Consider the following 12,346-nt stretch of genomic DNA (forward strand, 5'->3'; position numbering starts at 1 on the left):
GGAGGGCGCGGCATCGGGGGGATCAGAAGCTGCCCTGTCCGGGGATCCAGCTGGTGCCCGCGAGGGGAACACCGGCCATCGCCGAGGCTTCGAGGGTCAGCGCGCAGAGGTCTTCCGGTTCCAGGTTATGCACATGGCTTTTGCCGCAGGCGCGGGCGATGGTTTGCGCCTCCAGCGTCATCACCGCGAGGTAGTTGCGCAAACGGCGGCCCGCCTCGATCGGGTCGAGCCGTTTCATCAGCTCGGGGTCCTGCGTGGTGATGCCCGCCGGGTCACGGCCTTCGTGCCAGTCGTCATAGGCGCCGGCGGTGGTGCCGAGCTTGTTATACTCCGCCTCCCACCGCGGGTCGTTGTCGCCCAGGGCGACCAGTGCGGCGGTGCCGATCGAGACCGCATCCGCCCCCAGTGCCAGCGCCTTGGCCACATCGGCGCCGGTGCGGATGCCGCCCGAGACGATCAGCTGCACCTTGCGGTGCATGCCCAGATCCTGCAGCGCCTGCACGGCGGGGCGGATACAGGCCAGCGTCGGCAGGCCGACATTCTCGATGAACACATCCTGCGTGGCGGCAGTGCCGCCCTGCATCCCGTCGAGCACCACGACATCGGCCCCCGCCTTCACCGCCAGCGCGGTGTCGTAATAGGGACGCGCGCCGCCGACTTTGACAAAGATCGGCTTCTCCCATCCGGTGATCTCGCGCAGCTCGAGGATCTTGATCTCCAGATCATCCGGCCCCGTCCAATCTGGGTGACGGCAGGCCGAGCGCTGGTCGATCCCGACGGGAAGATTGCGCATATTGGCAACCCGCTGGGTGATCTTCTGGCCCAAGAGCATGCCGCCGCCACCGGGTTTCGCACCCTGGCCGACCACGATTTCAATCGCATCGGCGCGGCGCAGGTCGTTGGGGTTCATCCCGTAGCGCGAGGGGAGATACTGATAGATCAGGGTCTTGGAATGTCCGCGCTCTTCCTCGGTCATGCCGCCGTCGCCGGTGGTGGTTGAGGTGCCCGCCAGCGTAGCGCCGCGCCCCAATGCCTCTTTCGCCGGGCCCGAGAGGGCGCCAAAGCTCATCCCGGCGATGGTGATCGGAATCGCCAGCTCAATCGGCTTTTTGGCAAAACGCGTGCCAAGAGTGACATTGGTCGCACATTTCTCGCGGTAACCTTCCAGCGGATAGCGGCTGATTGAGGCGCCGAGGAACAACAGGTCATCGAAATGCGGCACCCGGCGTTTGGCGCCCCCGCCACGGATATCATAGATGCCGGTGGCCGCTGCGCGGCGGATCTCGGCGTTGACATCCTGCGAGAAGGTCGCGGATTGGCGCGGCAGGGTTTGCGGAATTTTGGCTTCGGTCATCACGCGCTCCTCAATAGGCGGCAGCATTGTCGACGTGGAAATTGTAGAGCGTGCGGGCCGATCCATAGCGGCGGAACTCTTCGGGTCTGGCATCGGCACCGGCGCGCGCCAGTAGGTCGCGCAGGATCTCCAGATGTTCGGGGCGCATCTCTTTTTCGATGCAATCGGCACCTAGCGACTTCACGCCGCCCCGCACGAAAAGGCGCGCCTCATAGAGGCTGTCGCCCAAAGCATCGCCCGCATCGCCCAGCACCACCAGATTGCCCGATTGCGCCATAAAGGCCGACATATGGCCGATGTTGCCATGCACGACGATGTTGATCCCCTTCATCGAGATCCCGCAGCGCGAGGCGGCATTGCCCTTGATGACGAGAAGGCCGCCTTGCCCGGTGGCACCCGCATATTGGCTGGCGTCGCCCTCGATGATGACGGTGCCCGACATCATGTTCTCGGCCACGCCCGGCCCGGCCGAGCCGGTCACGGTGACCGTCGCCTGCTGGTTCATCCCGGCACAATAATAGCCGGTCGAGCCGCGCACGGTCACCTCGATCGGCGCATCAAGGCCGACGGCCAGCGCATGCGCGCCTTTTGGGTTCAGGATTTCCCAGGCGGTCTGGTTGGTGCTGCCCGCCTGTGCCTGCAAGGCGGCGTTCAACTCGCGCAGGGCGGTGTCTGCCATGTCGATGGTTTGCATCTCAACGCTCCCAGAAATAGACGGTGGCGGGTTCGGGTTCCCAGATGCGGGCGGTCTCAATCCCCGGCAGATTGGCCAAGGCGCGGTATTCCGAGCCGAAGGCCACATAATCATCGGTTTCGGCCATGACGGCGGGTTTGCAGGCGATGGGGTCGCGCACGACGCCAAAGCCGTTTTTCGTGCCGACCACGAAGGTGAAGAACCCGTCGAGATCCTCCAGCGTGCCTTCCAGCGCGGTGCCCAGATTGGCCCCCTCGGCCAGACGCGAGGAGATGTAGCAGGCGGCCACTTCGGTATCGTTCTGGGTTTTCGGCGCAAAGCCCTTTTGGGTCAGGACCCGGCGCATCGCATTATGGTTCGAGAGCGAGCCGTTGTGCACGAGGCATTGATCCGCCCCGGTCGAGAACGGATGCGCCCCGAGGGTGGTGACCGCCGATTCCGTGGCCATGCGGGTGTGGCCGATGCCGTGGCTGCCGCCCATCGCCCGGATGCCGAAACGCTCGGCCACCTCTTTCGGCAGGCCAACCTCTTTAAAGATCTCCATCGCTTCGCCAGCGCCCATGACGCGAATGCCTTTCTCGCTCAGATAGGCGCGGGCCAGCGCTTCGCTGCCCGCGGGCAGGTGCAGAACCGCATGGGTGTCGATCCGCTTCAGCGTCACCGGCCCGCCAATCGCGGCGGACAGCGCGCTCTCCAGACCGGCAAAGGTCGCGTCCGGCGTGTCCGATTGCAGGGTCATTTTCAGCCCCCCGGTTTCGGTGCCGTAGATCGCGATGCCCGCGCTGTCAGGGCCGCGGTCGGTCATGGTGATCAACATATCGGTAAGCAGGTCGCCCAGCCGGGGGCGCAGGTCTTCCTTTTTCAGGAACAGGCCAACGATGCCGCACATCTTCGTTCTCCGTATCGGAGGGGCGCCGGTGAGTCGCCCCGCTGATCTCAGCGTAACAGGCGGTGCGTTTGCCTGATAAGTAAAAAATATTCCTTAGAAGAAAATTGTTGCGGATATGCGGAAACGCCCGCCAAACGGGCGCCACTGCTGATTTTCTAAGCGGGATGCGGGCTATTTACCCTGCGGATAGGAAATCACCGAGAGATAGCGGGCGGGCAACTGGATCAGCCCCTCCGGCCCATGCGGCGCATCGGCGTCAAAAAACAGGCTGTCGCCCGGCTCCAGCCGGTAGATCTCATCGCCGTGGCGGTAATCGACGACACCGTCGAGCATATAGAGAAGCTCGATCCCCGCATGCTGAAAGGTGGGGAAGACATCCGCGGCGCTGGAAAGGGTGATCAGATAGGGTTCGACCACCACCCCGGAATTGTTGGAGCCGATATGCCCCAGCAGATTGTATTGATGACCCGAGCGGGTGCCGGCGCGCTCGATCTCCACCCCATGCCCGGCTTTGACATGCATCGCGCCGCGCGGTTCCTCATAACTGCCAAACAGCGTCACCAGCGGCACGCGCAGCGCATGGGCCAGGGTCTGGATGGTGGCGAGCGACGGCGAGATCACCCCATTCTCGATTTTCGACAGCATCCCCACCGACAGCCCGGTCTGCACCGCAAATTCCGCCACGGTCATCCGCTGGCGTTTGCGCAACTCGCGCACTTCGCGGCCAATCGCCAGCTCAAGGTTCTTCTCGCGGCGGCCCTTGGGCAGATGCGGGTCCTGAGTCAGGGTCGGCTCCGGCTTCGCCCGCGGCTCGGGGGCCGGGCGGGGCAGGGGGGCGGGCGTGTCTTTGGGGGTGTTCGCGCTCATCGGGGCTCGCTCTGGGGGATGTCCCGCATTGGAGCCCGTTGCGCGGGCCTTGTCCAGCGGCTGCCGGTGCTGCGGCGCGGGACAGACAGGGAAGGGCGGGGGCGCGCAGATGATCCGCGCGCCCCTTGGTGTGGCTTACTTCGGCGCAGCGCCGACGGTGGCACCGGCACCCGTCGCGATTTGCAGGCTGGCCCATTGCAGCGCCAGATCGCGGCGGCCCGCCGCGACGCTGAGCTGTGCCGAGGAGGCCGAGCGGTCGGCGTCGAGCAGATCGAGCAGCGAGGTGGCACCGGCTTCATAGCTGGTGCGCGCCAGACCGACCGAACGGTTATAGGCATCTGCGGCCTTTTGCAGCGAATAGACGTTGCGGCGATAGCGCGTCACATAGGTCTGCGCCGTCTGCACATCCTCAACCGCCGAAGACACAGCGGCGCGCCACGAAATCTCGGCCAGTTTCGCCGCCGAGATCTTGGCATCGCGGTTGGCCGACAGGGCACCCTGGTTCAGCAGCGGCAAGGAGATCTGTGGGCCAAAGCTCCAGCCCTGGGCGCTGTTGTTGTCGGAAATGCTGCCCGAAATGGTCAGCGAGGGGTACATGGCAGCCTCGGCCACCCCGACATTGGCCACGGCGGCCTTATAGCTTTGCTCGGCGCTGCGGATGTCAGGACGGTTGCGCAGCAGATCGGCCGGGATCCCGGTGCGCGACCCTGCGGGCGGCGAAGGCTGACGGGCCCCGCGCTGCATCTGCGACAAGAGCGGGCCTGCAGGCTCGTTCAGAAGCGTTGCCATCGCATAGACCTGCGCGTTGAACCCGGCTTCCAGCAGCGGCAGGCTGGCCTGCGCGGTGGCGAGCAGCGCTTCGGCTTGCGCGCTGTCCAGCTCGGTGCTGTCGCCCAGTTGCAGCTTGGCCTGACTGATCTCGGTGGTCTTGGCGCGGGCGGTGATGGTCGCGCGGGTCAGCGCGATTGCTTCCTGATAATAGCGCGCCTGCGTATAGGCCGAGACGATCTCGGCCAGCCAGGCGAGACGGGTGGCTTCGGCATTGTCCTGCGCGCCGACATAGCCGGCCGTGGCCGCTTCTTGTCCCCGGCGCACACCGCCGAAGAGGTCGAAGACATAATTGGCGCTGAGAGAGGCCGCGCCATTGTTCGACACGATCCGCGCGTCATTGCTGGACCGGGTGCGCTCGGCGCTTGCGCCGCCCGACAGCTGGGCGTTCAGCCCGGTTTGACGCAATGCCGCCTCGGCTGCGTTGATCCGCTCATTCGCGGCCATCACGTCAAGGTTTTGCGCCAGCCCGCGTGCCACCAGCGTGTTCAGCATCGGGTCGCGGAAGTCCTGCCACCAGGCGCGGTTTGCCACGACACCAAGGCTGCTGCCGTCGCCTTCCACGAAGGTCGCGGGCACGGCGGTCGTTGGCGCGGTGTAATTCGGCCCGACCGCGCAGCCAGCTGCCACGCTGCACAGGAGAAGCGCCGCGACGCGGGGCAGGGAAGAAGTGAGGTTCATTGCGTCACCTTGTTTTTACTGCTCGAGGAACGGGTGACCAGGTTGATCACCACCACATAAAAAGCGGGCACCATGAAGATGCCGATAGCTGTCGCGGCCATCATGCCGCCGAGTACACCAATCCCAATAGCCTTTTGTGCCGCAGCACCCGCCCCTGATGCAAGGGCCAGAGGCAAAACACCCAGCATGAACGCTAGGGAAGTCATCAGAATTGGCCGCAACCGTTGCCGTGCTGCCATATTCGTGGCCTCCAGCAGCGGCATTCCCTGTGCTTGCAGGCCTTTTGCGAATTCCACGATCAGGATGGCGTTCTTGGCCGCAAGCCCGATTGTGGTCAAAAGACCCACCTTGAAATAGACGTCATTCGACTGGCCAAAGAGCTTGGCCGCCGCCAGCGCGCCCAGCACGCCCACCGGCACGGCCAGCATCACCGAGAAGGGCACCGACCAGCTTTCGTAGAGCGCGGCGAGGCAGAGGAAGACCACCAGCGCCGAGAGGGCATAGAGCAGCGGCGCCTGATTGCCCGAGAGACGTTCCTGATAGGACAGCCCGGTCCAGGCCGTGCTGTAGCCGCCGGGCAATTCCGCCGTCAGCTGATCCATCGCATCCATCGCATCCCCCGAGCTGATGCCCGCCGCCGCCGCGCCCGAAATTTGCAGCGCCTGTGTGCCGCCGTAGCGGGCCAGTTTTGACGGCACCTCATCCCAGACCTGGCTCATAAAGCTGGTAAAGGGCACCATCTCGCCGCCCCCATTGCGCGCGTACCAGCGGTTCACGTCATCGGGCTGCATCCGGTAATTCGCATCCCCCTGCACGATCACCGGGCGCAACTCGGCCCCCAGGGTGAAATCATTCACGCTCCGGCCCGAGAAGATCACCGAGAGCATGGAGTTCACCTCCGACAGGCTCAGCCCGAAGGCGCCGGCCTTTTGCTGGTCGATGTCGAGGCGGAGCGAGCTTTTGAACGCCGCATCATTGCCGCGCAGCTGGGTGACGCGGCCATCGGCGGTGGCATTGGCCACCAGCGTGTCGGCGGCGGCGCTCAGCGCTTCCTGTCCATTGCCGCCCTGATCCACCAGATACATGGTGAAGCCCTGCGAATTGCCCAGCCCCTGAATCGCGGGCGGCTGCATGAAGATGATGCGCCCGGCGCGGTTGGCCCCGAATTTCGCATTGGCGCGCCCCAGCAGCGCGGCGGCCGTCAGCCCTTCGCGCTCCTCAAACGGCTTGAGCTTGATGAACAGCATGGCGGTGTTCTGCCCCGAGGCGCCAAAGCTGAAGCCCATCGCGCCAAAGACCGATGAGACCGTCGCCTTTTCGTCGTTCAGCAGATAGGCCTCCATCTCTTTCACCACGGCTTCGGTCTGCGCGGTGGTGGCACCTTCATCCAGCTGCACCATCGACATCAGCACGCCCTGATCTTCCTGCGGCAGGAATGAGGTGGGCAGCTGTTGATAGAGCCAGCCCGCGCCAAAGCTGAGCGCGACCAGCAGCACGATCATCCGGAACGGACGCCGCAAGAGGCGGCCCACCACGCTGCCATAGCCATGGGTGGCGCGGTCAAAGTTGCGGTTGAACCAGCGGGCGGGCGCGATGCCGCCGCCATGGCTCGGCTTTTTCAGAAGGCTCGCGCACATGGCGGGCGTCAGGATCAGCGCCACCAGCATCGACAGCATCATCGCCGAGATGATGGTGACCGAGAATTGCCGGTAGATCACCCCGGTCGAGCCGCCAAAAAACGCCATCGGCAGAAACACCGCCGAGAGCACCAGGGCAATCCCGACCAGCGCGCCGGTGATCTGATGCATCGACTTTTCGGTCGCCTCGCGCGGGCCGAGGCCCTCTTCCTCCATCACCCGCTCGACGTTTTCCACCACGACGATGGCATCATCCACGAGCAAGCCAATGGCCAGAACCATCGCGAACATCGTCAGCGTGTTGATCGAATAGCCGGTCACCGCCAGCACCCCAAAGGTGCCCAGAAGCACCACCGGCACCGCAATCGTCGGGATCAGCGTCGCGCGCCAGCTTTGCAGGAACACCAGGATCACCAGAAAGACGAGCGCCACCGCCTCGGCCAGCGTGTGATAGACCTGATTGATGGATTCCTCGACAAAGGGCGAGGTGTCATAGGGATAGGCAATCTCAACGCCCGTGGGCAGCGAGGGGGCGATGCGGTCCAGCACCGCGCGCACGGCGGCGGCCGTGTCCACCGCATTGGCGCCCGTGGCAAGGTTGATGCCAAAGCCCGCCGCGGGCATGCCGTTGTAGCGCGAGTTTGAGCCGTAGCTTTCCTGCCCGATCTCGATCCGCGCCACATCGCCCAGAAAAACGGTGGCGCCGTTGCTGTCGGTGGTGAGCAGGATCCGCTCAAACTCCTCCACCGTCGACAGCTGCGATTGCGCGGTCAGCGTCACGTTCAGCTGCTGCCCCTCGACCACCGGCTGGTTGCCAAGGCTGCCCACCGTCACCGTGGTGTTCTGCGCGGCGACAGCGGTGGTCACATCGGCGGGCGTGAGGTTGTATTGATAGAGCTTCATCGGATCCAGCCAGATCCGCATCGCATAACCCGAGCCGAAAGCGTTGATCGAGCCGACGCCGGTGGTCCGCTGCACCGGATCCTCGATGCTTTGCGCCATCAGATCGCCGAGCTGCAGCGACGTGTAGCTGCCGTCTTTCGAGACCAGCGCCCCCACCATCAGGATCGACGAGGTCGAGCGCGAGACATTCACCCCCTGATCCTGAACGGTATCGGGAAGCTGCGAGGTGATCAGCTGCAGTTTGTTCTGCACCTGCACCTGCGCCATGTCCGGATCGGTCGCATCGTCAAAGGTCAGCGAGACCGAGGCAGAGCCGGTGCTGGAACTTGATTCCATATAGATCATGCCATCAAGGCCGGTCAGCCCGTCCTCGATCACCGTGGTCACCGAGTTTTCGACCGCTTCCGCCGAAGCGCCGGGATATTTGGCGCTGATCCGCACCGTTGTCGGTGCGATTTCCGGGTATTGCGAGATCGCCAGCGTGTTTAGGCCCATGGCCCCGCCCAGCATGACGATGATGGCCAGCACCCAGGCAAAGACCGGGCGACGAATGAAGAAATGTGCCATCCGCGGTTACTCCGAGGCCGCGGGCGCAGCGGCACCCGGCGTCGCAGCGCCATCGGGGGCCGCATCGGTGGCGGGCGTGTCCACCACGACACCCAGTGCATTGATCGTCACCGCGACCGGGGCCACCTCAGCGCCTTCGGTCAGCGACGAGATCCCGTCGACGATCAGCCTGTCGCCCGCCGAGACCCCCTCGGTGACGATCCAGGCATTGCTGTTGGTGCCCGAGGTGATCAGCGTATGTTTTGCGGCCTTGTTGTCGGCCCCGGCAAACCAGGCGGTCAGCGAGCCGTCACGCGCGCGGGTGGTGGCGCGTTGCGGCACCAGATAGGCGTCGATGGTGCCCAGCACCACCTCGCCGCGCACGAAAGTGCCCGGCAGGATGCGCAAATCCGGATTGTCGAACTGAAAGCGCAGCCCGACGGTGCCGGTGGTGGTCGAGACGGTGAACCCGGGGGCGATCAGCTTGCCCGCGCTTTTCAGCGTCTCGCCGTTCTCCAGCACCAGCGTGGCCTCCAGCTCGGCCGAGCGGGTCAGCGCGCCACTCTCGATCTGGTCGCGCACGGCCAGAATATGCGCGCTGGGTTCGATCATGTCGACGTAGATCGGGTCCAGCCGCGTCACCGTGGTCAGCGCATCGGTCTGCGCTGCGGTGACGAGATCACCGACCGAAACTGCGGCCACATCGGCCACCCCGTCGATGGGCGAGGTGATGGTGGTCCAGGAGAGCTGCGTCTGCGCCAGTTTCAACGCGGCCTGTGCGCTTTGCACCGAGGCCTGCGCCTGCGCCAGCGTCACCTGCGCCGATTCCACATCGGCGGCGGTGATGCCCGAGCCACGCAACTGCTCGGCCCGGGCCAGCGCGGCCTCGGCGGCGGGCAGGGCGGCTTCGGCCTGCGCCAGCGCCGCCTGATCGGCGGCCACCGTCGCCTCGTAGCTGTCGGCATCCAGGCGGAACATCGGCGTGCCCTTCGGCAGGGGCTGGCCGGGGGTGTAGAGAATTTCCGACACCATGCCGCTCACACGCGGGCGAATGGCGGCCTGTTCATAGGCCACCGCGCGGCCCGGCAGCGTCTGCTTCAGCGGCACGCTTTGCGGCTGCATCTCGATGACACCGACCTGCGCCGGCCCTCTGGCGCCCTTGCCCATGGGAGCGCCCTGTGTCCAGCCGGCGTTGGCGGCCCAGATGCCCGTCAGGAGAATCACGGCCCCGATCCCGGCCCGGCGCGCCCGGCCGCGGGTGGCGGGCGCGCCGGGCACCGGCTGCTTTGCGGACCGCTTTTCGTTGATTGTCGAGGCCATCATGCTGTGTTTCCTAAATCCTTTGGTCCCGGGTCGGTCCGCGCAGGCAAGGGGGAGGGCGCGAATCTTGACAGGAGGTTGTCTACGCTTTACGCAAATATTGCACATGCTGCAATTATTTTTGAAGTTGGGGGGAGCCAATGACACTGTCACCTGCTGCAGCTTCGTCGTCACCTGCTGCGCCTTCGTCGTCGCTGCGCGAACGGCGGCGGCGCGAGACGGCGCGGGTCATTCAGCTGGCCACCGTACGGCTGGGCTGCGCGCATGGGCTTGATCATGTGACGATTGAAATGATCAGCGCCGAGGCGGGGATCAGTCCGCGCACCTTTTTCAACTATTACGCCTATAAAGAGCAGGCGGTCTGGTGCGATCCGCCGGAGTTCGATCCGGCGGCGGTCAGGGTGTTCGCCCAGGGGACCGGGCCGCTGATGGAGGATCTGGAGGTGCTGCTGGTGGACCATCTGGCGCAGCTGGAGGCAGACCGGGATCTTTTTGCCGGGATTCGGATTCTGGCCGAGCAGAACCCCAAGTTGCTGGTTTTGAAGGAAACGTCGTTGCTGGCGCTGCGGGTGAAACTTACCGATATCCTGCAGCAGCGTCTGACCGCCGAAGATCCGGCCACGCTGCAGCTTTGTGCGCTGATGCTGCTGGACACGGTCCGCCTGTCGATTGAGCGCTGGTCCTGTGGCGAGGCTGCCAGCATTGCGGTCTCGGTGCGGGACATGTTGCAGCGGTTGCGTCACGGGGCGGCCTTGTTCGGGGAGGGCATGGGGTCCTAACGTCAGGGGCGGGGGCTTCCGTCGCGATGGTTCGGAAATTCTTGCACCGGCGGTAGGTAAAACGCACAGCGGCGGTGCGCCTTCCCCGGTCCGGCGGCTTGACCTTTGGGGGCAAGATGGGGCCAATGGGCGGCCTGTGCGGCCCGCGCAGGCCGATCTCTGCCACAAAGGACATCCGATGAAAGTCATCAGCACCGATACCGCCCCCGCCGCCATCGGCCCCTATTCGCAGGCCATCATCCATGGTGGCCTCTTGTTCGTCTCGGGACAGATCCCGATTGACCCGGCAACCGGCGCCTTCAATTCGGATGATGTGGTCGAGCAGACCAAGCAATGCCTGGCCAATATTGCCGCCATCGCCACCGCGGCGGGCACCGACATTTCGCGGACGATCAAAACCACGGTGCTCGTGCGCGACCTGTCAAAATTTGCCGATATCAACGCCGCCTACGGCGCTGCCTTCCGTGCGCCTTTCCCCGCGCGCGCGACCTTTGAGGTCTCGGCTTTGCCGAAGGATGCGCAGATCGAGATTGATGCGGTCATCGCGTTGTCGGACGACTGATCGCAGCGGCGGCGGTCGGCAGCTTCGCCGCCCGTCGCCCACTGGCAAACCTCGCCAGAGCCCCTCTGGGCTGAGGCCCCTTCTCCCTCCGGCGGCCCTGCGCGCGGAGCGTTGTCGTTTGGGCTGTTCGCGGCGGCGTTGCGCAGCGGTCAAAACCTGCCGTGGCAGGGCATTTCCCGGTTTTCGATGTGACTTTGTTCTGTAGGCTCCGTATCAGCCCTGAATCGGGGGCAGATCACGGGGGAGGGCGAGCCTATGAAGCGCAGCAAGGTTACACTGGGAGAGGTGGCGCGGGTTGCGGGAGTGTCCCGCGCGACGGTGTCGCTCGTTGTGCGCAAATCGCCTCTGGTTGCGAGTCATACCCGGGAGAAGGTCGAGCAGGTGATGGCCGATCTGGACTATGTCCGCGACATCGGGGCCGCGCGTTTGCGCAACAATAGCAGCCAGACCATCGGTGTCATCGTGCCCAACCTCGTGAACTCCTTCTTCACCGAATTCCTTTCGGGTGCAGAGCGGGTGATGGGCGAAGATGACCGCGTGGTGCTGATGGCCAACAGCCACGACGATCTGGCGCGGCAGGATGTGATCTTGCAACGGTTTCGCGGCCATGGCGTCGACGGGGTGATCTTGTGCCCCGCCGAGGGCACAGATCCCGGCCTTCTGACGCGCTTGCGCCAATGGGGCCTGCCGGTGGTGCAGTCCTTGCGCGAGGTTGGCCGCGACGTGACCGATTATGCCGGGGCCGATTATATCGAGGGCGTGCGGATGGCCGTGCAGCATCTGGTTGCTGCCGGTCATCGCCGGATCGCCTTTTTGTCGGTGGCGGCCCTGACCTCGGCGCGCGAAGAGCGGCTGCAGGGCTTTGCGCGCGCGCTGGATTTGACCGGTGCGGAGGACGCCGGGATCATCGAGGCCGAACTGACCTGGGAGGGGGCCGAGCTTTCGGCGGCCAAGGTCCTGGCGCTCAAGAGCAAACCGACGGCGGTTTTGTGCTTTAACGACATATTGGCGGCCGGTCTGATGCTGGGCCTGCGCCGCGCGGGCTATGAGCCGGGGCGTGACATTGCCGTGGTCGGGCTGGATGACCTGCCGCTGGCGCAGCTGACCTATCCGCCGTTGTCGAGCGTGGCGATGGCACCCGAACGGATTGGCGCTGCTGCCGCGCGCCTTTTGGTGCGGCGGCTGTCCTGTGCCGATGCGGGGGTGGAGCGGTCTATTGAGGCGCCGCGGCTGGTGGTCCGCGAAAGCAGCTCGCGGGTGATCTGTTGACTCTTTTGCGGTTCTCG

General features: G+C 65.0%; 10 protein-coding genes. 3 read left to right on the forward strand and 7 right to left on the reverse strand.

What is annotated here, in order from left to right; all coding sequences use genetic code 11:
• Positions 1 to 22 precede the first annotated feature (22 nt).
• From ACEN2S_RS12640 to ACEN2S_RS12670, 7 genes are all read right to left on the reverse strand, one after another.
• Complete coding sequence (locus ACEN2S_RS12640; RefSeq protein ID WP_441866517.1) at positions 23 to 1,354, reverse strand: FMN-binding glutamate synthase family protein; 1,332 nt, start codon at positions 1,352 to 1,354, stop codon at positions 23 to 25.
• Between the two features lie 10 nt (positions 1,355 to 1,364).
• Complete coding sequence (locus ACEN2S_RS12645; protein ID WP_441866518.1) at positions 1,365 to 2,048, reverse strand: protein GlxC; 684 nt, start codon at positions 2,046 to 2,048, stop codon at positions 1,365 to 1,367.
• A 1-nt stretch (position 2,049) separates the two neighbouring features.
• Positions 2,050 to 2,937: a class II glutamine amidotransferase gene (locus ACEN2S_RS12650; protein ID WP_441866519.1), complete on the reverse strand. Its 888-nt coding sequence runs from the start codon at positions 2,935 to 2,937 to the stop codon at positions 2,050 to 2,052.
• Positions 2,938 to 3,108: 171 nt separating this feature from the next.
• On the reverse strand, positions 3,109 to 3,804 hold the full coding sequence (locus tag ACEN2S_RS12655; RefSeq protein WP_441866520.1) for a helix-turn-helix domain-containing protein: 696 nt from the start codon (positions 3,802 to 3,804) through the stop codon (positions 3,109 to 3,111).
• A gap of 135 nt (positions 3,805 to 3,939) precedes the next feature.
• Entirely contained in the window at positions 3,940 to 5,313 is a 1,374-nt protein-coding gene (locus tag ACEN2S_RS12660; RefSeq protein ID WP_441866521.1) for an efflux transporter outer membrane subunit, read from the reverse strand.
• Positions 5,310 to 8,420 carry an efflux RND transporter permease subunit gene (locus ACEN2S_RS12665; protein ID WP_441866522.1) on the reverse strand — a complete coding sequence of 1,037 codons (3,111 nt, stop codon included), beginning with the start codon at positions 8,418 to 8,420 and terminating at the stop codon, positions 5,310 to 5,312. Before ACEN2S_RS12665 ends, ACEN2S_RS12660 begins: the two co-directional genes overlap by 4 nt.
• A 6-nt stretch (positions 8,421 to 8,426) precedes the next feature.
• Positions 8,427 to 9,722 carry an efflux RND transporter periplasmic adaptor subunit gene (locus tag ACEN2S_RS12670; RefSeq protein WP_441866523.1) on the reverse strand — a complete coding sequence of 432 codons (1,296 nt, stop codon included), beginning with the start codon at positions 9,720 to 9,722 and terminating at the stop codon, positions 8,427 to 8,429.
• Between the two features lie 137 nt (positions 9,723 to 9,859).
• Here ACEN2S_RS12670 and ACEN2S_RS12675 point away from each other — a divergent pair, with 137 nt between their 5' ends.
• From ACEN2S_RS12675 to ACEN2S_RS12685, 3 genes are all read left to right on the forward strand, one after another.
• Positions 9,860 to 10,498 (forward strand): TetR/AcrR family transcriptional regulator, encoded by a 639-nt coding sequence (locus tag ACEN2S_RS12675; RefSeq protein WP_441866524.1) that lies wholly within the window; start codon positions 9,860 to 9,862, stop codon positions 10,496 to 10,498.
• A gap of 178 nt (positions 10,499 to 10,676) precedes the next feature.
• Positions 10,677 to 11,060, forward strand: a complete 384-nt coding sequence (locus tag ACEN2S_RS12680; RefSeq protein WP_441866525.1) for a Rid family detoxifying hydrolase — start codon at positions 10,677 to 10,679, stop codon at positions 11,058 to 11,060.
• A gap of 255 nt (positions 11,061 to 11,315) precedes the next feature.
• Positions 11,316 to 12,329 (forward strand): LacI family DNA-binding transcriptional regulator, encoded by a 1,014-nt coding sequence (locus ACEN2S_RS12685; RefSeq protein ID WP_441866526.1) that lies wholly within the window; start codon positions 11,316 to 11,318, stop codon positions 12,327 to 12,329.
• Positions 12,330 to 12,346 lie beyond the last annotated feature (17 nt).

Origin of the sequence: Phaeovulum sp. W22_SRMD_FR3 (assembly GCF_052113705.1) — a bacterium.
Classification (GTDB): domain Bacteria; phylum Pseudomonadota; class Alphaproteobacteria; order Rhodobacterales; family Rhodobacteraceae; genus JBGQOG01.

Bases quoted from the DNA above. Each gene is read 5' to 3' on its own strand.
- ACEN2S_RS12655 (WP_441866520.1), bottom strand. From the start codon at position 3,804: ATGAGCGCGAACACCCCCAAAGACACGCCCGCCCCCCTGCCCCGCCCG.
- ACEN2S_RS12650 (WP_441866519.1), bottom strand. From the start codon at position 2,937: ATGTGCGGCATCGTTGGCCTGTTCCTGAAAAAGGAAGACCTGCGCCCC.
- ACEN2S_RS12665 (WP_441866522.1), bottom strand. From the start codon at position 8,420: ATGGCACATTTCTTCATTCGTCGCCCGGTCTTTGCCTGGGTGCTGGCC.
- ACEN2S_RS12660 (WP_441866521.1), bottom strand. From the start codon at position 5,313: ATGAACCTCACTTCTTCCCTGCCCCGCGTCGCGGCGCTTCTCCTGTGC.
- ACEN2S_RS12645 (WP_441866518.1), bottom strand. From the start codon at position 2,048: ATGCAAACCATCGACATGGCAGACACCGCCCTGCGCGAGTTGAACGCC.
- ACEN2S_RS12640 (WP_441866517.1), bottom strand. From the start codon at position 1,354: ATGACCGAAGCCAAAATTCCGCAAACCCTGCCGCGCCAATCCGCGACC.
- ACEN2S_RS12680 (WP_441866525.1), top strand. From the start codon at position 10,677: ATGAAAGTCATCAGCACCGATACCGCCCCCGCCGCCATCGGCCCCTAT.
- ACEN2S_RS12670 (WP_441866523.1), bottom strand. From the start codon at position 9,722: ATGATGGCCTCGACAATCAACGAAAAGCGGTCCGCAAAGCAGCCGGTG.
- ACEN2S_RS12685 (WP_441866526.1), top strand. From the start codon at position 11,316: ATGAAGCGCAGCAAGGTTACACTGGGAGAGGTGGCGCGGGTTGCGGGA.
- ACEN2S_RS12675 (WP_441866524.1), top strand. From the start codon at position 9,860: ATGACACTGTCACCTGCTGCAGCTTCGTCGTCACCTGCTGCGCCTTCG.